Raw genomic sequence first — 17,445 nt, 5'->3', positions numbered from 1 at the left:
CGGTGAAGCCCCGCTGTTCGTACGGGCCGGGGTCAGGCCGCGCGCTGGGCGGCGGCGGGGCGCTCCTTCTGCCCGTTCACCACGCCCCGCTCCAGGACGGCCGTCCGCTCGACCACCGTTCCGGGCTTGATCCCGGCTTCCTCCCTGATCTGTACGCCGCGGCTGCCGAGGTAGGCGTACGTCGAGCGGTCGAAGACCAACTCGGTGCGCGCGCCCCGCTGTTCGTCGACACGGGCCAGCGCGATCCCGTCGCGCCCGGCGGCGTCCCGGGAGTGCTGGACGACGACGACGCCCGGGATCCCGGCCGCCGCCCGGTAGAGCGCGGCGGCGATGTGCGGCGGTACGACCTGCTCCCCGATGATCGACCCGATCTCCTCGAAGGCCTCCTGGTCCCGGTCGCGCTGTCCGCTGCCGCCCGCGGCGCGGATCGCCGCCAGCAGGGCGTCGGGGTCGGAGGGCTGCGCCTTGAGCCAGTCGTACGAGAAGTCGAGAGCCCCGCCGGGGATGTCCTGGCCGTTCACGGGCTTGGACAGGGGGGCGTCCTTGTCCAGGGTGATACCGCCGTCGGGCTGCTGGCCGGGCTCGTCGAGCCAACCCTTCGCGCCGTCGGGCGACTTCCACACCTCGCGGGTGTGCAGCGGCTGCACCCAGGTCCTGGACCGGTCGGCGTCCACGTCGACGGAGATCGACTGGAACGAGACCCGGCTCTTGACGTAGACGTACTGGCCCGGCCCAGGGTCCGGCAGCCCGGTCTCGGCGGCGGCCGCGGCGATCCGCCCCACGGTGGAGGCGAGTTGTTCGGCGCTTCCCGCCTCCACGGACACGACGGGCGCCTCGACCGCGGCGGCCGTGCGGCCGAGCGAGCCGGTGCCGGTCGGGCCCTGGACGGTGTTGAGCGCGATCACGCCCGCGAGCGCGGCGGCGGTGACGGGGATGCCGATCAGCAGGAGCCTTCGCAGGGGCCGGCGGGCCGGGGCCCGGTCCTCGGCCGGCTCCGGCGCCGGCGCCGGAGCGGGGACAGGGGCGGTGGCGGTGGCGGCGTGCTGCTGGATCTCGTTCATCAGGTGCTCCTCGAGCAGGCTCTGACGGTCGGGCGGCAGGTCCGGGCTTCCCGGGGGCGGCAGCAGCCGTCCCAGTTCCGCGTGGTCCAGCGACTCGTCGTCTCGCCGCCACTTGTTGCGGATCATCGGGCTTCCTCCTCGTAGGACTGCGACTCTTGTGACCGGGCCGCGGGGGTGCGGCCGCCCTGTACTTGTCCGGAGCGGGAGAGCGGTTCCCCGGATCTCGCCAGTTCCTTCTCGGAGAGCTTGCGCAGCCGGGCACGGGCGCGGGACAGGCGGGACCGGACGGTGCCGACCGGCACGCCGAGTGCGGCGGCGGCCTCGGCGTAGCCGAGTCCGGACCAGACGCACAGGGTGAAGACCTCCCGCTCGCCGCGCCGCAGTGCGCGCAGCGCGCGCTGGGCGGCGGCGAGCTGGTCGGCGTCGGCGAGGCGGGCGACGAGCTCGTCGGCGAAGTCGGGCACGGTGTCCCTGAGCGGCAGTCGGCCGAGCGCGCGCTGGTGCCGCCGGGCGGCGCGCGTGGTGTTGCGCAGTACGTTCACGGCGATGCCCATCAGCCAGGGGCGCGGGCCGTCGCCCTCGTCCCGCAGCTTCTCGCGCAGGCGCCAGGCCTCCAGGAACGTCAGCGAGACCACGTCCTCGGCGAGGGTGCGGTCCCCGGTGGCCCGTACGGCATGCCGGTGCACCAGCTGGGCATGGTCGCGGAAGAGCTCCCGGAACGCCTCCGGGTCCCCGGCTCTTATCCGGGCGTGCATTGAGTAGTCCACGTCGGGTTCTTGTCTGCCGGACCCGGGCGGTTCCCGTGTCCTGTGTCACATCGCGGCGGCGCGTGTCCCTCACGGGCCGGGCGGATACCGTATCCGCGGATCCTCAGCCTCCTCACCGCATGTTCACCGTTGCCGCATGCCACGGCACAACCGAACGTGACACGGTGGATACGCCGTGCAGCCGGCCGGCCGAGCTCGGAGGGGATCCCATGCACTTCGTACGCAGGAAGACGGTTCGATCGCAGACGCCCGCGCGGCGCCGGGCGGCGACGGTGGGAGCGGCTCTCACCGCGGTCTCCGCCATGGCCCTGGTGACCGCGGCGCCGGCGAGCGCCGAGGTCAAGGCCACGTGCGGGAAGTACATCTGCGTGGCCACCGCCTACCAGGGGCGCGACTACGTCCAGGACATCACCGTGACGACCAGGGACGGACTGCCGGGGACCCTGCGGGCCTTCGTCGGCGACTACCGCAACAGCAGGGCCGGCGTGTCGCAGGCCCGGTTCGTGGTCAACCGCGAGATCCGGGCGTACCCGCGGCTGGCCGTCTGCGGTGGCCTGGACCGCAGTGGCAGGGTGATCGAGAACCACTGCGTGCTGATCCCCTGACGGGTGTGGTGCGGGCCCGCCCCGATCACCGTGCTGGGAAGATGTCGGCATGGAACGTGTGACGGGAATCGGCGGGTACTTCATGCGGGCGGCCGATCCGGCGGCCCTGAGCGCCTGGTACCGCGAGTGCCTGGGCCTGGATGCCGACGGGCACGGCCTGTGGCAGCAGGGTGCCGGGCCTACGGTGTTCGCGGCGTTCGAGTCCGGGACCGACTACTTCGGGTCCCGCGCCCAGCAGACCATGCTCAACTTCCGGGTCCGCGATCTGGACGCGATGCTCGCTCAATTGCGCGCCAAGGGCGCCGACGTGGCCGGGGAGACGCAAGCGATGGACGGCGTCGGGCGATTCGGCTGGGTCACCGACCCCGAGGGCAACCGCGTCGAGTTGTGGGAGCCCGCGTAGGTTTCCGCGAGCCCGGTGGATCCGGCGCCGGAGCCGCCCCGCGGCGCCGGCGCGCGGCCCCGGGTGCCCGGCGGCGCGGGCGGGCGCATGCTGGTGGGAGGGGGCGCCGGGGGGGCTGTGGACGGGACGTGTTCATGGGCGTGGCCAAGGCGGGAGCCGGGGCCCGGGACCGACGGCTGTTCTCGGGCCGGGACCGGGCGGTCATCGCCGCCGCCTCGCTGTCGATGCTCCTCGTCCAGATGGACTGGTTCGCCCTCAACCTGATGCTGCCGGTCATCGCCCGGGACTTCTCCACACCGACGACGAATCTCCAGTGGCTGGTCAGCGGCTACATGCTGACGCTGGGCGCGCTGATGATCACGGGCGGCCGGGCGGCCGACGTCCACGGGCGGCGCACCGTCATCGTCTGGGGCCTGGTCGGCTTCGCCGTGGTGTCCGTCGTGTGCGCCGCCGCGCAGAACGAGGTCTGGCTGGTCGTGGCACGGGTGGTCCAGGGGGCCACGGCCGCGATGGTCTTCCCGGTGGCCGTGGCGGTCGTCACCGCCTACTTCCGCGACGACCGGCAGGGCCGCGCGGTGGGTACGGTGCTGGCCTTCAGCGCGATCGGCACGGCGCTCGGGCCGTTCGTGGGCGGCGTGTTCGCCGAGCACGTCAGCTGGCGGGCGGTGTTCCTGCTGAACGTGCCCTTCTGCGCCATCGCGGCCTTCCTGATGCTGCGGTTCGTCACCGACACCCGTGACGAGGAGGCCGGCCACGGCCTGGACCTCCCCGGTGCCGTCACCGTGGCGGGCGGCCTCACCGCCGTCATGATCGCTGTCGACCAGGGCGGCCACTGGGGCTGGGCCTCGGCGGCGACGCTGGGCGCCCTCGCCGCCGGAGTGCTCCTGCTGGTCCTGTTCGTACTGATCGAGCGCCGGACCGCCGAGCCGCTGCTGGACCTGTCGCTGCTGCGCAACGGGCCGTTCGTCACGGTGACGCTGGCCGGCTCGGTGTCCAACATCGTGTACTGCCTGGTGGCGGTCCTCTCCGCGCTCTACCTCCAGCAGGCCCGCGGGCTGACCCCGCTGGACGCCGGGCTGGTCTTCCTCGCACTGTCCGTCGGAGCCGGGGCGGCCAGCTACTGGTCCGGCCACCTCGCCCGGCACCGGCGGCCGGAGGCGCTGATGGCGGGCGGGATGCTGTTGAGCGGCGTCGGCCTCCTGGTGCTGACCTGGACGGAGCCGCTCGCGCTCTACACGGCCGTCTTCGCGGTCGTGGGCTTCGGCATCGGCCTCGGGTGGGCGCTGACGAACGTGGCCACCCAGTCGTACGTGCCGTCGGGCCGCCTCGCCGCCGCCTCGGGACTGGTGCTCACGTCGCTGGTCCTGCTGGGCGCCATGGCCGTGGCGGTCGCGGCGACCGTGCTGGAGGTCCTGAGCGGCTCGGAGCAGGCGGCCGCTTCGGACGGACCGGCCATCGAAAGCGTGCTGCGGGTCGCGGCGCTCCTCTCGCTCGCGGGCGCGGCCGGGCTGCTCCCGCTGATCCGCAGGCAGCGGGCGCCGGATCCCGCCCCGACCGTCAACCTGCCCTCGCTCTGACGCCCCGCCGAACGCCCGTTACAAAACCCTGAACCCATTCGGCGCAGGGACGGCCGAGCGCCCCGTACGGGGGGTGTGGCGCCGGAAGGCCGGTCTCCAGGCCTCCCATGCCCTGCCGGGCGCGCTCCCGCGATCCGCGTCAGCACGCCGTTGACAGATGTCCGATACAAGCAAGAGTCACGGGTATGTCTGCATTGGGCAACACGCCCCGCGTTGGTGTCTTTTGATGCCGGATGGGGACCAGAGTGTGCCTCCTCGGCAGGACGCCGGGAACTGTTCGGAGCCCACCCGCCTTCACGGCCGGGAAGGGCCGTTGTCTGTTGAAGGGGTCGTCTTCATGTCTGCTTCTCTCGCCACCCGCCGGGTCGTCTCCGCGTTCCTGGCCGCAGGCGCCCTGGTCGGCGCCGCCGCCCTGCCGGCGGCCGCCGCCGACAACCACGGGCGCGACCACCGGGGTGCGCAGTCCTCGATCGTCATCGGCGACGTCCAGTACGACAGCCCCGGTCGGAGCGACCGTTCCGCCCGCGCCCTGAACGGGGAGTGGGTCGAGGTGAAGAACACCGGCCGCCACAGCGTCAACCTGCGCGGCTTCACCCTCACCGACCGGCAGGGCAACCGCTACCAGTTCAAGGACTTCCGCCTGGACGGCCGTTCCAGCGTCAAGGTCCACACCGGCCAGGGCCGCGACACCCGCCACGACGTCTACCAGGACCGCAGCCGGCAGGTGTGGGACGAGCGCGACAGCGCGACGCTGCGCGACAACCGCGGCAACGTCCTCGACTCCGACTCGTGGGACGGCCGCCGCCACCACCGCAACGGCTGACCGGGCCGTCCGCCCCTGACGGGGTGAGCGGGTCGACGGCCGCACGGACGAGCGTGTGAGACGTCGGCCCACCACGAGCGGGGGGGGGGGGGGGGGGGGGGGGGGGGGGGGGGGGGGGGGGGGGGGGGGGGGGGGGGGGGGGCGGGGGGGGCGGGGGGGGGGGGGGGGGGGGGGGGGGGCGCCCCCGGCCCCCCCCCCCGCCCGGCGCCCCCCCCCCCCGCCCCCCCCCCCCCCGCCGCTCACCGGTTTCCGGCCCACGGTCCCTGCCGCTCGGCCCGCGGCATCGGACGACCGTGCGCGGCACCACGGCGTCAGAGCGCGGAGGCGGAGGGACTCGCGCCCGGCTTCGGGGCGTTCTGGCCGCGTTGCGGCAGCAGGGCCCTGCAGGTCTCGAAGGCCTGCGCCGACTGCGGGTCGGAGGTGGGGAAGCCCCTCGTGCCCGGCGCGCCCGGGGAAGCCGACGGCAGCACCACGCCGTGGTCCTTGAGGCAGCTGCTGAACGCCTTCAGGGCACTGCCGTCACCGCCGCCGGGGCCGCCTCCGCGCCCGCCCGACTGCGGGCGCAGATCCGCGCAGGCCTGCGACGCCGCGCTGCGCTGCGGGTCTGCCGACGCCCTGCGGCCGGGGCCCCCGGAGGCGCCGTCCCAGCCACCGCCACCGGGCCCTCGCGAGCCGGTCGGGCGCGGCGCCATCGTGACACCGTGCCGGGCCAGGCACTGGCGGTACGCGTCCATCGCCTTGGCGTCCGACGACGGTGACGCGGAGGCAGAGGCGGAGGCGGAGCCGCCGGCTGCCGTACGCGCGGCGCCCGCGCCGGAGGAGCAGCCCGCGAGCAGCAGCCCGCAGGCCGCGAGGGCCACGGCGGACAGTGCGGCGGTCGGCCGGGGCGGGGTCCAGGGCATGTCCGTCGTCTCCTCGGGGCGTCGGGCCGCCGACGGCATGGGCGCGTCGGCGACCGCGACTGAACCGCACGCAGATGGGGGCGTCCGGGGGATCGGCTGGGAGTTTCCTGAGCGCGCACGGGCCCCCTGGCCCCTGGCACGGGCCGAGCCCGCACGGTACGCGCCGTATCGGACACTATGCCCGCTTCGGCCGGGCCCGGCGTTCCCAGGGAACTCCCAGGAAGCTCCCAGAGCCTCCAAAGTGCGGGCGGCCAGGCTCCCGCCCCATGAACGTGCTCCCACGGCGGCGCAGGGCCGCCCTGATCAACTCGGTGCTCGCAGTGGCGGTCCTCGCGGGCGCCGGCGGCGCGTACGCGGCGGTGGCCGGCGGCGAGGACGGGCCGGCGCGCGGCGGCGCGCGGACCGTCGCGGTCACCAAGGGCACCGTCCTCGCGACGGTGTCCGGCTCGGGGTCACTGAGCTCGCCGAGCGATGCCGGCGTGAACTTCACCACCGGCGGGCGGCTCACCGAGGTCGGCGTCACACCGGGAGACAAGGTCGCCAAGGGACAGCTGCTCGGGAAGGTCGACGCGACCGCCGCGACGGAGACGCTCACCCAGGCCCGGGCCGCACTGACCGCGGCCCAGGCCAACGTCACCAAGGCCGAGGCCGGGCAGGTGGGTACGGCGTCGAGCGGCGGCTCCCCGTCGTCGCGGGGCGGTTCCGCGCCGACCCCGGCGCCGACCGTGGACGCGGCGCAGGTGGCGCAGGCCCGCTCCCAGCTCACCCAGGCGCAGAACGCCGTGGACGCCGCACAGCGCGCCCTCGACGGGACCACGTTGAAGGCGCCGGCCGCCGGGACGGTCGCGTCCGTGTCGGCGAAGGTGGGCGACACGGTCTCCGGTACGAACGGCAACGGCGGTACGGGTGGCGGCAACGGCGGCGGTTCGGGGGCCGGCTCCTCCTCCGGCGCCGCCTCCTCGACCGCCCTCTCCGGGTTCGTGGTCCTCACCAACCCGTCCGGCATGCAGGTGACGGCGAACTTCTCGGAGGCCGACGCCCTCAGGCTGAAGCCGGGCCAGCCGGCCACCGTCACGCTCAACGCGATGTCGGGCAAGGTCCTGGGCGCCCAGGTGCTGTCGGTCAGCTCCCTGCCCACCGGCAGCGGCTCGTCCTCCGGCGGCGGCAACTCGGGCGGCGGGAGCGCCGTGCAGTACGCGGCGGTCCTCACCGTCACGAGCCCCACCGACGACCTGCGCAGCGGGCTCAGCGCCTCCCTCCAGGTCGTCGTCGGCGAGGCGTCCGGAGCCCTCTCGGTTCCGACCGCCGCCGTGTCGGGAACGGGTGCGAACCGTACCGTCACCGTCGTCAAGGCGGACGGCACCACGGTACGGACGCCGGTCACCGTCGGCCTCGAAGGCGACGGCACCGACCAGATCCTCAGCGGGCTCACCGAGGGGGAGCAGGTGCAGCTGACCGCGGTCTCCTCCACCGGCAACGGAGGCTTCCCGGGCGGCGCCTTCCCCGGTGGCGCCGGATCGGGCGCGGCCCGCAACCGCGGGACGGGCGGGGCCGCCGGGGGCGGCTTCCGCACCGGCGGGGGCGGGGGTGGCCGCGGATGACACCGCCGCTGTGGCCGCGCCGGGCACCGTCCGGGCGCGCCACGCCCCTCGGGGGGCCGACGGCCGAGGTACCGGGTCGGCCCCGGACACCGCCACCGGTGATCGAGGTGCGCGCGCTGTTCAAGACGTACGGGCAGGGCGACGCCGCCGTACGCGCGCTCGGCGGGCCGCCCGATCCCGCCACGGGCCGCCGGCCCGGTGTCGAACTCCTGGTGGAGCAGGGCGACTTCGTCGCCGTCATGGGCAGCTCGGGCTCGGGCAAGTCGACCCTGATGAACATCCTCGGCTGCCTGGACGTCCCCACCTCGGGCCGCTACCTCCTCGACGGGATCGATGTGGGCGGCCTGGACGAGCACCAGCTCTCGCTGGTCCGCAACCGCAAGATCGGCTTCGTCTTCCAGTCCTTCAACCTGGTGCCCCGTACGAGCGCCGTCGCCCAGGTGGAACTGCCGCTGGCGTACGCCGGGGTGAAGGCCGCCGAGCGGCGCCGGCGCGCGGTGGCCGCACTCACCCTGGTCGGCCTCGCCGAGCGCCTGGACCACCGGCCGAACGAACTCTCGGGCGGCCAGCAGCAGCGCGTGGCCGTGGCCCGCGCCCTCGTCACCGCGCCGGCGATGCTGCTCGCCGACGAACCGACCGGAAATCTCGACAGCCACAGCACCGAGGAGGTCCTGGCCCTCGTGGACCGGCTCAACGCGTCCGGCCGTACCGTCGTCCTGATCACCCACGAGGACGAGGTGGCCCGCCACGCCAAGCGGGTGCTGCGCCTCGTGGACGGGCAGATCGTCGAGGACGTCCGGCAGGCGCCCGTCGGCGGTCCCCCGCCCGCGATGCGCGAGCCCGTGCGCACCATGGCCGGAGGCGTGCGGTGAACCCGTTCCAGACGCTGCGCTTCGCCTTCGGCGGCCTCGCGGCGAACAAGGTGCGCTCGGCACTGACGATGCTGGGCGTGCTGATCGGCGTCGCGGCGGTGATCCTGCTCCTGGCCGTGGGCAACGGCTCCTCGCAGGCGGTGAAGGACTCCATCGAGAAGCTCGGCACCAACGCCCTGACCGTCTCTTCCGGCAGCGGATCCGGCGGCTCGCGCTCCGGCTCCGCGAGCGCCGCGAAACCGCTGACCGTCGAGGACGCGCGGGCGCTCGCCGACCCCTCGGCGGCCCCGCACATCGAATCGGTCGCACCCGAGGTCACCACCTCGCAGACCGCCCTCCACGAAGGAACCTCGCACACGGTGGGCCAGGTCGTCGGCACGTACCCGGCGTACTTCAAGGCTTCCAACAGCAGGGTGTCCAAGGGCGACTACTTCAGCGGCGACGACGTACTGGCGTCCCGCAAGGTCGCCGTCATCGGCTCGACGACCGCCGCGGACCTGTTCGGCACGGCCGACCCCGTCGGCAGGACGATGGTGCTCGGCGGTACGCCGTTCACCGTGGTCGGGGTGCTCGCCGCCAAGGGCGGCACCGGGTTCCAGGATCCGGACGACGTGGTGGTCGCGCCCCTGCCCACCGTGCAGAACGCCTTCACCGGCTTCGGCTCGGTCGGTCAGATCCTCGTCGAGGCCAAGTCCGCGGGGGCGACGGCCCAGGCGCAGAGCGAGATCACGACCGTCCTGATGGGGCGGCACGGCATCAAGGATCCGGCCGCCCTCGACTTCCGGGTGTCCAGCCAGGAATCGCTGCTGACCACCCAGGCGGCGACGAACAAGACCTTCACCGTGCTGCTGGGCGCGGTCGCCGCGATCTCCCTGCTGGTCGGAGGCATCGGGATCACCAACATCATGCTGGTCACGGTGACGGAGCGGACCCGTGAGATCGGCATCCGCAAGGCGATCGGGGCGCCCCGGGGTGTCATCCTCGGCCAGTTCCTCGCCGAGTCGACCCTGCTCTCGCTGATCGGCGGGGGCCTGGGCGTCGCGGCCGGGCTGATCGGCTCGCACTTCACCATCGTCGGCATCAAGCCGGTCGTCATACCGGAGTCGGTCGTCGGCGCCTTCGCCATCGCCGTGGTGATCGGGCTGTTCTTCGGCGGATACCCGGCCAACCGGGCCGCGAGCCTGCGGCCCATCGAAGCACTGCGGCACGAGTGAGCCGGCACACGCGGGAAGAGGGAGAAGCAGACATGGCACGACGCCGCACCGAACCGGAGAAGCGGCCCGAGGCGGAAGACGACCGGTACGCGCCATTCGCCGCCGGCGATCCCGAGGGGATCCTCGCCGAGCCCCCGGACACCCGGGACATCTCGGCGGAGCTCGCCGCACCGCCCCGGCCGCGGCTGCCCTGGCTGACGCTGGTGCTCTCGGGCGGCGTGGTGGCCGGGCTCGCGTTCACCGGGGGCGTCCTGGTCGAGAAGGGCCACCTCCGGGGCTCGTCCGGGGCCGGGTCCGCGGGCCGGAACTCCGCGGCCGGGGCGGGCGGACAAGGACGTACGGGCGGGGCCGGGAGCGGGCAGAACGGCGGGCGGCAGGGCTTCGGCGGGGCGACGGGCGGCCCAGGCGCCGGGGGCGGAGTGACCACCGGTACGGTGAAGCTCGTCGACGGCACCACCCTCTACGTCACCGACGCCCAGGGCAACGTCGTCAAGGTCACCACCGACACCCGTACCCGGATCACCCAGGCCGAGAGCGGCAAGGTGTCCGACCTCCAGCCCGGTCAGAGCGTCACCGTGCGCGGCAGCCGGACCCCTGCCGGCGACCTCGCGGCGACGACCGTCGCCCAGGGCGACGGGGGCGGATTCGCAGGCGGAGGCGGTGGCCGGGGCTGAGCGCGAGAGGGAGGGAACCCCCTTTGGACAGGGAGACGGCGACGCCCGAGGCGCGCCTGCTCGTCGTCGACGACGAGCCGAACATCCGGGAGCTGCTGTCCGCCTCGCTGCGGTTCGTCGGATTCCGGGTCACCTCGGCGGGGAACGGCGCCGACGCGCTGGCGGCCATCGCCAAGGAGCGGCCCGACCTGGTGCTGCTCGACGTGATGCTGCCCGACATCAGCGGGTTCGCCGTCGTACGCCGGCTGCGCGAGGCGGTCGGCAGCGGATCCGGGGCGGACCACCTGCCGGTGCTCTTCCTCACCGCGAAGGACGGCGTCGACGACAAGATCAGCGGACTCACGGCCGGCGGCGACGACTACGTCACCAAGCCGTTCAGCCTGGAGGAGCTGATCGCCCGGATCCGCGCCATCCTGCGCCGCACCGGCGCGCCGACGGGCGAGGGCCGCCTGGTCGCGGGCGACCTCGAGCTGGACCCGGTGGGCCACCAGGTGCTGCGCGGCGGCCGGCCCGTCTCCCTCTCCCCCACCGAGTTCAAACTGCTCGCGTACCTGATGACCCACGCCGACCGGGTCGTCTCCAAGGCGCAGATCCTGGAGCACGTGTGGGCGTACGACTTCGGCGGCGACCACAGCATCGTCGAGTCGTACATCTCGTACGTGCGCCGCAAGGTGGACTCGGGTGCGGACGGCGCCGTCAAGCTCATCCACACCGTGCGCGGCATCGGGTACGTCCTGCGCCGCCCGCAGGGCTGACATGGCGAAGCCCCGACCGGCGAACCTCTCGCTGCGCGCGCGGCTCGTGCTGCTCTCGATCGTCCTGGTCGCGCTCGGACTGGCCGTCAGCGACACCGTCGTCCTCGGCTCGGTGCGCGCGCAGTTGGTGGGGCGGGTGGACCGGCAGCTCGAACGGTACGGGGACTCCGTCGCGTACCGGGTCCGGGCCGAGGGCACCCCGCAGCCGCACCCGGGCCGGCCGGGCGGCGGGCCGGGGCGGGCCTGGCTGCCGAGCCAGTACGTGGTGGCGTTCGCCGATGCCGACGGCAGGGTGACCGACCAGTTCCGGGAGCCGGTGGCGGCGGGGGACCCGCGCCCGCTGTGGCCGGCGATGGACGGGGCGCGGCTGCGGGACAGGCTCGGGCGGGCGTTCGAGGTCCCGAGCGACCACGGCGACGGCACCTGGTGGGTGCTGATCGTGCCCGTCGGCAGCGACGATCCGGCGCTGCCGGCCGGAGTGGTGGTCGCGGCTCCGCTGGACGACGTGTCGTCCACCCTCGACCACCTGGCCACCGCCTTCGAACTCATCGGCGTCGCGGTGTCGCTGCTGCTCGCCGCCGCCGGGTGGTTCGCGGTACGGGCCGGGCTGCGCCCGCTGCGGCGGATCGAGGAGACCGCGGCGGAGATCTCGGCGGGGCGCCCGCTGTCGCACCGGATGCCGGACGCCTCGCCGCGTACCGAGACGGGACGGCTGACCAGCGCGCTCAACGGCATGCTCGCGCAGATCGAGTCGGCTTTCGCGGTCCGGGCCGCGTCGGAGGAGCAGATGCGGCGCTTCGTCGCCGACGCCAGTCACGAACTGCGCACGCCGCTGGCCGGTATCCGGGGCTTCGCGGAGCTGTACCGGATGGGCGCGCTCGCCGACGAGGCGGACGTGAAGCGGACCATGGCCCGGATCGAGAGCGAGGCGGTGCGGCTCAGCGGTCTGGTGGAGGACCTGCTGACCCTGGTCCGCATGGACGAGCAGCGTCCGCTGGAGCTGGCGCCGATGGACCTGCGCACCCTCGCGGTGGACGCCCTGCACGACACCCGGGCGCTGGATTCGGCGCGCGAGGTGGTCCTGACCGGGCCGGGCGGTGTCGGCCTGCCCGGCCCCGCTCCGGTGTTCGGCGACGAGGCGCGGCTGCGCCAGGTGGTCGCCAACCTGGTCGGCAACGCCGTCGCCCACACGCCGGCGGGCTCTGCGGTGCGCATCGGGGTGGGGAGCGCGGGCGAGGGCGCGGTGATCGAGGTGGCCGACGCCGGGCCGGGTCTCACGCCGGAGCAGGCGGCCCGGGTCTTCGAGAGGTTCTACCGGGTGGACGCCTCCCGGAGCCGGCAGGCGGGCGGCGGGGCGGGGCTCGGCCTGGCGATCGCCTCGGCGCTCGTACGGGCCCATGGCGGCGTACTGGAGCTGGAGACCTCGCCGGGCGGCGGAGCGCTGTTCCGCGTCCGCCTGGAGTCCGCCGGCCACTGACCGCGCGGCCGGTCCGCGGCCGGTTCCTTTCCGGTTCGGGCCGCTCGGCCGTGCCCCACTGCGCTTCGGGCTACTTCAGCCCGAGCTCGTCGCACGCGGCCTTGTACCTGTCGGTGCAGATCTCGGCGATGGTGTAGACGCCGTCGTCGACCACGGTCGCCCTGATGTTGCTCTTGGTCACGGCCACGCCGGGGACGAGCACGGAGGGCACGCCCTTGGTGGTCGGACTGTCCACGATCTGGTTGATCAGTCCGTCGATCTTCTCGCCCTGGGCGAGGGCGACGGCCATCTCCGCGGCGGCCGCGGCCTCGGGGGCGTAGCTCTTGTAGACGGTCATGTACTGCTCGCCCGCCACGATCCGCTGTACGCCGGCGAGTTCCGCGTCCTGGCCGGTGACCGGGGGCAGGGGGGAGACCCCGGCGGCCTTGAGGGCGCTGATGATGCCGCCCGCCATGCCGTCGTTGGCGGAGTAGACGCCGGCGACCTTGCCCTTGCCGAGCGCGGAGAGGGCGGCCGCCATGTTGGCGTTGGCGTTCTCCGGCTTCCATTCCTTGGTGTCGTACTCCTTGCCGACGGTCACCTTGCCGTCGAGGACGAAGTGCGCACCGGACTTGAAGCCCTTGGCGTTCGGGTCGGTGACGGAGCCGTTCATCATGACGATCTGGCCGTCCTTGGCCTTGTCGCCGAGCGCCTCCAGCAGGGCCTTGGCCTGGACCTTGCCGACGTCTTCGTTGTCGAAGGAGGTGTAGGCGTCGATCGGTCCCTCGGCGAGACGGTCGTAGGCGATGACCGGAATACCGGCGTCCTTGGCCTTCTTGACCGCGCCGGCGATTGCCTTCGCGTCGACCGCGTCGATGATGAGGACATTCACCTTGCGGGTGATCATCTCGTCGACCTGGGCGTTCTGGGCGGCCGCATCCTGCTTGGCATTGGCGTAGACCACTTGGCCTTTATTACGCGTGAATTTGGCTATTTCCTTCTCGATCAGCGGCTTGTCGAACTTCTCGTAGCGCGCCGTCTGGTCCTCCGGGAGCAGGAGGCCGACCTTGATGGCCTCGCTCTTGGCGGAGCCGCCGGATCCCGCGTCGGCGCCCTCCGTACTGCCGCAGGCGGTGAGCGAGACGGATGCCGCGGCAGCCGTGACGGCAACGACGACCCGACCGAGATGCGTGTTCACGACGTAAACCTCCCTGAGCAGGCCGTGTCCTTTCGGCCGAGGTAGGGGCAGTCAACTCGGCGCCGACACCCCCGTCAAGAAGTGAACTATTAACGAGATGGCAACGTTGCCATCACGCTCCGCTTCGGCGTAATTCGGTGATTAGCCAGCCTTTTCCACACGATTGCCGCCACCGCGAGAGTTCAAGTCATGAAGAGGCTGGAGCCGGCAAAGAGCCGATATTCCGAGGGGCGCCGCGCGCGGGTCCGCGGCGCCCCTCCCGTCGTGAAGGCCCTCAGGCGCCGGCGGGCCGCGCGGCGGGCTCGCGGCGCATCGGCCAGAGCGTCGGGCCGCCGCCCGGGAGTTGGACCTCGCCGAGCACGGTGAAGCCGAAGTGCTCGTAGAAGGGGAGGTTGGCCGGCTTGGAGGATTCCAGGTAGACCGGCAGGCCGGCCGCGTCGGCCCTGGCGAGCCCCGAGCGCAGGAGCGCGGCCCCGTGGCCCTGGCCCTGGGCGGCGGGATCCGCGCCGATCACCGCCAGGTACCAGTGCGGCTCCTGCGGCCCCTCCCCGGCGGCCGCCTCCGCGGCCTGCCGGAACAGCGGAGCCCGGTCGCCCAGGATCCCCGAGAGTTCCCCGATGGTCTCGGCGTCCGGGACGGCCTTGTCCTGCGCGCCCGGCGGAACCCAGAAGGCGGCTGCCGCGCCCGTGTACTCACAGACGCCGTGCTGCACGTACTGCCGGGTGAAGATCGTGCTGAAGTACCGGCCCAGCCCCGCCGCCCGCGCGGCCTCCTCGGGGAAGAACCAGCGCATCATCGGGTCGTCGTCGAAGGCGAGGGCGAGGGTCCGCCCGATCAGTGACGTGTCGTCAATCGTCGCCGTTTTAGGCGTGTTTGTTATCGACATACGGGCCATTCTGCACCCGATGATCTTGAAGGCTCCGACCGGGGTGCCGGGTGGCCGCAGACCCCGGGCCAGGCGGCCGCAGGCGCGGACCTCTTGCGTGATGCGTCCAGCGGACGCAAAATATGCGTCCACTGGACGCATCATCGAGTGAGGCGGGACATGGACCCTATGGCGGACACCCACGGAAACGACGCGACGGACCCGGAGGCAGGCCCTGCCGAGGGTGGGAGCGGGTGGCGCGGCAGCGCCTTCGTCCCCCGTCAGGAGAACCTCGAGCTGCCGCTGCCGCCCGTGTTCACCGACCCCGCCGAGGAGCGCGAGCACCGCAAGCAGCGGCTCGCCGGCGCCTGCCGCGTCTTCGGCCGCCTCGGCTTCTCCGAAGGGGTCGCGGGACACATCACCGTGCGGGACCCGGAGTACACCGACATGTTCTGGGTGAACCCGTTCGGCATGTCCTTCCGGCACGTCCGCGTCAGCGACCTCATCCTCGTCGACCACGAAGGACAGGTCCGCCACGGCAGGCGGCCCGTCAACCGAGCCGGATTCGTGATCCACTCCGCGATCCACGCGGCCCGCCCCGACGTGGTCGCCGCCTGCCACGCCCATGCCGTCCACGGCAAGGCCTTCTCCAGCCTCGGGCGCCCGCTGGACCCGATCACACAGGACGCCTGCGCCGTGTACGAACAGCACACCGTGCACCGGGACGGCGCCGGCGCCGTGGTGGTCGAGGAGGAGGCCGGCCGACGGCTCGCCGCGGGGCTGGGGCCGCACAAGGCCGTCATCCATCAGAACCACGGCATCTTCACGGTCGGCGAATCGGTCGACGAGGCTGCCTGGTGGTTCATCTCCATGGAGCGCAGCGCCCAGGCGCAGCTGCTGGCCGAGGCCGCGGGCACCCCGCACCTGATCGACCCCGAATCCGCCCGGTACACCAGGGACCAGACCGGGTTCCCGCTCGCCGGGTGGTTCTCCTTCCAGCCGCTGTGGGACGAGACCGTCCGCACGGAACCCGACCTCTTCGAGTAGGCTCCCCCGCCCATGACGCTCCCGCACGAAACCGAGCCGGCCTCCGCGAAGGCCGGATCACCCGCCTGGTGGCAGGCCCGCTACGCCGAACGCGACCGGCGCAGGCCGCGCGAGGGCGGGCTCACGCTCGACCGGATCACGGCGGGCGCGCTCGAACTGGCCGACCAGGAGGGCCTGGAGGCGCTCACGATGCGCCGGCTCGGCGAGCGCCTCCAGGTCCGCCACACCTCCCTCTACCGGCACGTCGCGAGCCGGGAGGAGCTCCTCATCGAGACCGTCGACCACATGCTGGGCGAGATCATGCTGCCCGAACTGCGCGGGGACTGGCGGGCCGGGCTGGAGCGGGGGGCGCTGGAGTTCCGCCGGGTCCTCGCGGCGCACCCGGCGGTCGTCCCCCTGCTGACCGCCGGGCAGTTGCTGGGCCCCAACGCCCTGCGGGCCCGTGAGCACGCCCTCGGGCAGCTCCTCGCCCACGGGTGGGGACCGCGGTCGGCCGTCCACGTCTACCTCACGGTCACCCACTTCGTGATCGGCGCCGCCGTGCTCGACTCGGGCGGCGCCGCCCGGACCGCCGGACAGCGCGCCGCGATGACCGAGCTGTTCGGCTCCCTCTCCCCTCTCACCCACCCGTCCGTCCACCGCCACGCCGAGCTGTTCAACTCCCTCGATTCCGATGCCGAGTTCGAGTTCGGCCTGCGGACCCTGCTGTACGGGCTGGACCACCGCCACTCCGAGGAGGCCCGCGCATGAGCGGCGAACGCGCCCTGCCACCGCTGCACCGGTGGACCGAAGGCGGCGGTACGGAGCGGATCGGCGGGCACCGCGTCTTCGTACGCCAGGACGGGCCGCCGCAGGGCCCACCCGTCACCCTCGTCCACGGGTTCCCGACCTCGTCCCACGACTGGGCCGCAGTGGTACCGGTGCTCGCCGCGGCCGGATTGCGGGTGACGACGCTCGACCTGCTCGGTTTCGGGGAGAGCGACAAGCCCCGGCGCCACCGCTATGCGGTGCTCGACCAGGCCTCGCTGGTCGAGGAGGTCTGGCGGCGGTGCGGAATCGGCGCCACGGCCGTGGTCGCGCACGACTACGGGGTGAGCGTCGGTCAGGAGCTGCTGGCCCGCGACCCGGCCCGGATCACCCGCATGGCCTGGCTGAACGGCGGCCTCTACCCCGATCTGCACCGCCCCGTGCCGATCCAGCGCCTGCTGCACGGCCCCCTCGGCCCGCTCGTGGCGCCGTTCACCACCGAGCGCCGCTTCGGGGCGACCCTGCGCACCGTGCTGGGCCGGCCTCTCCATGAAGGGGACCTGCACGACCTGTGGATGTCCGCCTCCCGCGCCGGCGGCCACCGCCTCGCCCCGCGCCTGCTGCGCTACATCGACGAGCGCCGTGTGCACCGTGCCCGGTGGGTCTCGGCGCTGGAGGACTTCGCCGGGCCGACGCTGTTCGTGTGGGGCCCCGCCGACCCGATCAGCGGCGCCCACGTGCTGGCCCGGATCCGGGGTCGCCTGCCGGACGCCCACGTCGTGGAGCTGACGGGCCCGCCGGCCGTCGGGCACTACCCCCAGCTTGAGGACCCGGAGGCGGTGGCGGCGGCCCTGGTCGCGTTCTTGACGCCCTGAAGC

Annotated in this window: 18 protein-coding genes; 13 read left to right on the top strand and 5 right to left on the bottom strand. The window is 73.5% G+C overall.

Annotated features, from left to right (window positions below):
- Positions 1–32 precede the first annotated feature (32 nt).
- Both ACFYZS_RS35610 and ACFYZS_RS35605 read right to left on the bottom strand, forming a co-directional pair.
- Positions 33–1,187 (bottom strand): CU044_5270 family protein, encoded by a 1,155-nt coding sequence (locus ACFYZS_RS35610; RefSeq protein WP_389022164.1) that lies wholly within the window; start codon positions 1,185–1,187, stop codon positions 33–35.
- Positions 1,184–1,828: an RNA polymerase sigma factor gene (locus ACFYZS_RS35605; RefSeq protein ID WP_389022162.1), complete on the bottom strand. Its 645-nt coding sequence runs from the start codon at positions 1,826–1,828 to the stop codon at positions 1,184–1,186. Before ACFYZS_RS35605 ends, ACFYZS_RS35610 begins: the two co-directional genes overlap by 4 nt.
- 209 nt (positions 1,829–2,037) lie before the next feature.
- Between ACFYZS_RS35605 and ACFYZS_RS35600 the strand changes: the two genes are divergently transcribed.
- From ACFYZS_RS35600 to ACFYZS_RS35585, 4 genes are all read left to right on the top strand, one after another.
- A complete protein-coding gene (locus ACFYZS_RS35600) occupies positions 2,038–2,433 on the top strand; it encodes a hypothetical protein (protein ID WP_389022159.1) in 396 nt (131 codons plus the stop codon).
- Between the two features lie 49 nt (positions 2,434–2,482).
- Positions 2,483–2,836: a VOC family protein gene (locus tag ACFYZS_RS35595; RefSeq protein WP_389022156.1), complete on the top strand. Its 354-nt coding sequence runs from the start codon at positions 2,483–2,485 to the stop codon at positions 2,834–2,836.
- A gap of 134 nt (positions 2,837–2,970) precedes the next feature.
- On the top strand, positions 2,971–4,413 hold the full coding sequence (locus ACFYZS_RS35590) for an MFS transporter (protein WP_389022153.1): 1,443 nt from the start codon (positions 2,971–2,973) through the stop codon (positions 4,411–4,413).
- 337 nt (positions 4,414–4,750) lie between these two features.
- Positions 4,751–5,236 (top strand): lamin tail domain-containing protein, encoded by a 486-nt coding sequence (locus tag ACFYZS_RS35585; RefSeq protein ID WP_389022150.1) that lies wholly within the window; start codon positions 4,751–4,753, stop codon positions 5,234–5,236.
- A 311-nt stretch (positions 5,237–5,547) separates the two neighbouring features.
- Here the strand turns inward: ACFYZS_RS35585 and ACFYZS_RS35580 are convergent, their stop codons facing one another.
- Positions 5,548–6,138 (bottom strand): hypothetical protein, encoded by a 591-nt coding sequence (locus ACFYZS_RS35580; protein ID WP_389022148.1) that lies wholly within the window; start codon positions 6,136–6,138, stop codon positions 5,548–5,550.
- A 266-nt stretch (positions 6,139–6,404) separates the two neighbouring features.
- Here ACFYZS_RS35580 and ACFYZS_RS35575 point away from each other — a divergent pair, with 266 nt between their 5' ends.
- The 6 genes from ACFYZS_RS35575 to ACFYZS_RS35550 all read left to right on the top strand — a co-directional run bounded on the left by ACFYZS_RS35575 (position 6,405) and on the right by ACFYZS_RS35550 (position 12,731).
- Entirely contained in the window at positions 6,405–7,739 is a 1,335-nt protein-coding gene (locus tag ACFYZS_RS35575) for an efflux RND transporter periplasmic adaptor subunit (RefSeq protein ID WP_389022145.1), read from the top strand.
- A gap of 98 nt (positions 7,740–7,837) precedes the next feature.
- Positions 7,838–8,611 carry an ABC transporter ATP-binding protein gene (locus ACFYZS_RS35570; RefSeq protein ID WP_389022142.1) on the top strand — a complete coding sequence of 258 codons (774 nt, stop codon included), beginning with the start codon at positions 7,838–7,840 and terminating at the stop codon, positions 8,609–8,611.
- Positions 8,608–9,825: an ABC transporter permease gene (locus ACFYZS_RS35565; protein WP_389022140.1), complete on the top strand. Its 1,218-nt coding sequence runs from the start codon at positions 8,608–8,610 to the stop codon at positions 9,823–9,825. The genes ACFYZS_RS35570 and ACFYZS_RS35565 overlap by 4 nt, the downstream gene beginning before the upstream one ends.
- 32 nt (positions 9,826–9,857) lie before the next feature.
- Positions 9,858–10,499, top strand: a complete 642-nt coding sequence (locus tag ACFYZS_RS35560) for a hypothetical protein (RefSeq protein WP_389022137.1) — start codon at positions 9,858–9,860, stop codon at positions 10,497–10,499.
- Positions 10,500–10,522: 23 nt separating this feature from the next.
- Positions 10,523–11,254 (top strand): response regulator transcription factor, encoded by a 732-nt coding sequence (locus tag ACFYZS_RS35555; RefSeq protein ID WP_389022134.1) that lies wholly within the window; start codon positions 10,523–10,525, stop codon positions 11,252–11,254.
- 1 nt (position 11,255) lies between these two features.
- Positions 11,256–12,731, top strand: a complete 1,476-nt coding sequence (locus ACFYZS_RS35550) for an ATP-binding protein (RefSeq protein WP_389022131.1) — start codon at positions 11,256–11,258, stop codon at positions 12,729–12,731.
- A gap of 70 nt (positions 12,732–12,801) precedes the next feature.
- Here ACFYZS_RS35550 and ACFYZS_RS35545 read toward each other — a convergent pair whose 3' ends face one another.
- Together ACFYZS_RS35545 and ACFYZS_RS35540 are read right to left on the bottom strand one after the other, a co-directional pair.
- The gene (locus ACFYZS_RS35545) at positions 12,802–13,908 is read right to left on the bottom strand and encodes a sugar ABC transporter substrate-binding protein (protein ID WP_389022128.1); all 1,107 of its coding nucleotides are present in this window, start codon (positions 13,906–13,908) and stop codon (positions 12,802–12,804) included.
- A 274-nt stretch (positions 13,909–14,182) separates the two neighbouring features.
- Complete coding sequence (locus ACFYZS_RS35540; RefSeq protein WP_389022199.1) at positions 14,183–14,803, bottom strand: GNAT family N-acetyltransferase; 621 nt, start codon at positions 14,801–14,803, stop codon at positions 14,183–14,185.
- Positions 14,804–14,962: 159 nt separating this feature from the next.
- Between ACFYZS_RS35540 and ACFYZS_RS35535 the strand changes: the two genes are divergently transcribed.
- The 3 genes from ACFYZS_RS35535 to ACFYZS_RS35525 are packed head-to-tail and all read left to right on the top strand — an operon-like array spanning position 14,963 to position 17,442.
- Positions 14,963–15,820: a class II aldolase/adducin family protein gene (locus ACFYZS_RS35535; protein WP_389022125.1), complete on the top strand. Its 858-nt coding sequence runs from the start codon at positions 14,963–14,965 to the stop codon at positions 15,818–15,820.
- Positions 15,821–15,832: 12 nt separating this feature from the next.
- Positions 15,833–16,570, top strand: coding sequence for a TetR/AcrR family transcriptional regulator C-terminal domain-containing protein (locus ACFYZS_RS35530; RefSeq protein WP_389022123.1), 738 nt, complete (start codon positions 15,833–15,835; stop codon positions 16,568–16,570).
- The gene (locus ACFYZS_RS35525) at positions 16,567–17,442 is read left to right on the top strand and encodes an alpha/beta fold hydrolase (RefSeq protein ID WP_389022120.1); all 876 of its coding nucleotides are present in this window, start codon (positions 16,567–16,569) and stop codon (positions 17,440–17,442) included. Before ACFYZS_RS35530 ends, ACFYZS_RS35525 begins: the two co-directional genes overlap by 4 nt.
- Positions 17,443–17,445: the final 3 nt, after the last annotated feature.

Origin of the sequence: Streptomyces sp. NPDC001903 (assembly GCF_042891345.1) — a bacterium.
Taxonomy (GTDB): Bacteria; Actinomycetota; Actinomycetes; order Streptomycetales; family Streptomycetaceae; genus Streptomyces.
Note: the sequence above shows the minus strand (reverse complement) of the source record. Positions and strands in the feature narration are given on the sequence as shown.

Coding starts and splice junctions, on each gene's coding strand:
- ACFYZS_RS35610 (WP_389022164.1), bottom strand. CDS start 1,187: ATGATCCGCAACAAGTGGCGGCGAGACGACGAGTCGCTGGACCACGCG.
- ACFYZS_RS35600 (WP_389022159.1), top strand. CDS start 2,038: ATGCACTTCGTACGCAGGAAGACGGTTCGATCGCAGACGCCCGCGCGG.
- ACFYZS_RS35595 (WP_389022156.1), top strand. CDS start 2,483: ATGGAACGTGTGACGGGAATCGGCGGGTACTTCATGCGGGCGGCCGAT.
- ACFYZS_RS35590 (WP_389022153.1), top strand. CDS start 2,971: ATGGGCGTGGCCAAGGCGGGAGCCGGGGCCCGGGACCGACGGCTGTTC.
- ACFYZS_RS35585 (WP_389022150.1), top strand. CDS start 4,751: ATGTCTGCTTCTCTCGCCACCCGCCGGGTCGTCTCCGCGTTCCTGGCC.
- ACFYZS_RS35580 (WP_389022148.1), bottom strand. CDS start 6,138: ATGCCCTGGACCCCGCCCCGGCCGACCGCCGCACTGTCCGCCGTGGCC.
- ACFYZS_RS35575 (WP_389022145.1), top strand. CDS start 6,405: ATGAACGTGCTCCCACGGCGGCGCAGGGCCGCCCTGATCAACTCGGTG.
- ACFYZS_RS35560 (WP_389022137.1), top strand. CDS start 9,858: ATGGCACGACGCCGCACCGAACCGGAGAAGCGGCCCGAGGCGGAAGAC.
- ACFYZS_RS35550 (WP_389022131.1), top strand. CDS start 11,256: ATGGCGAAGCCCCGACCGGCGAACCTCTCGCTGCGCGCGCGGCTCGTG.
- ACFYZS_RS35540 (WP_389022199.1), bottom strand. CDS start 14,803: ATGGCCCGTATGTCGATAACAAACACGCCTAAAACGGCGACGATTGAC.
- ACFYZS_RS35535 (WP_389022125.1), top strand. CDS start 14,963: ATGGCGGACACCCACGGAAACGACGCGACGGACCCGGAGGCAGGCCCT.
- ACFYZS_RS35530 (WP_389022123.1), top strand. CDS start 15,833: ATGACGCTCCCGCACGAAACCGAGCCGGCCTCCGCGAAGGCCGGATCA.
- ACFYZS_RS35525 (WP_389022120.1), top strand. CDS start 16,567: ATGAGCGGCGAACGCGCCCTGCCACCGCTGCACCGGTGGACCGAAGGC.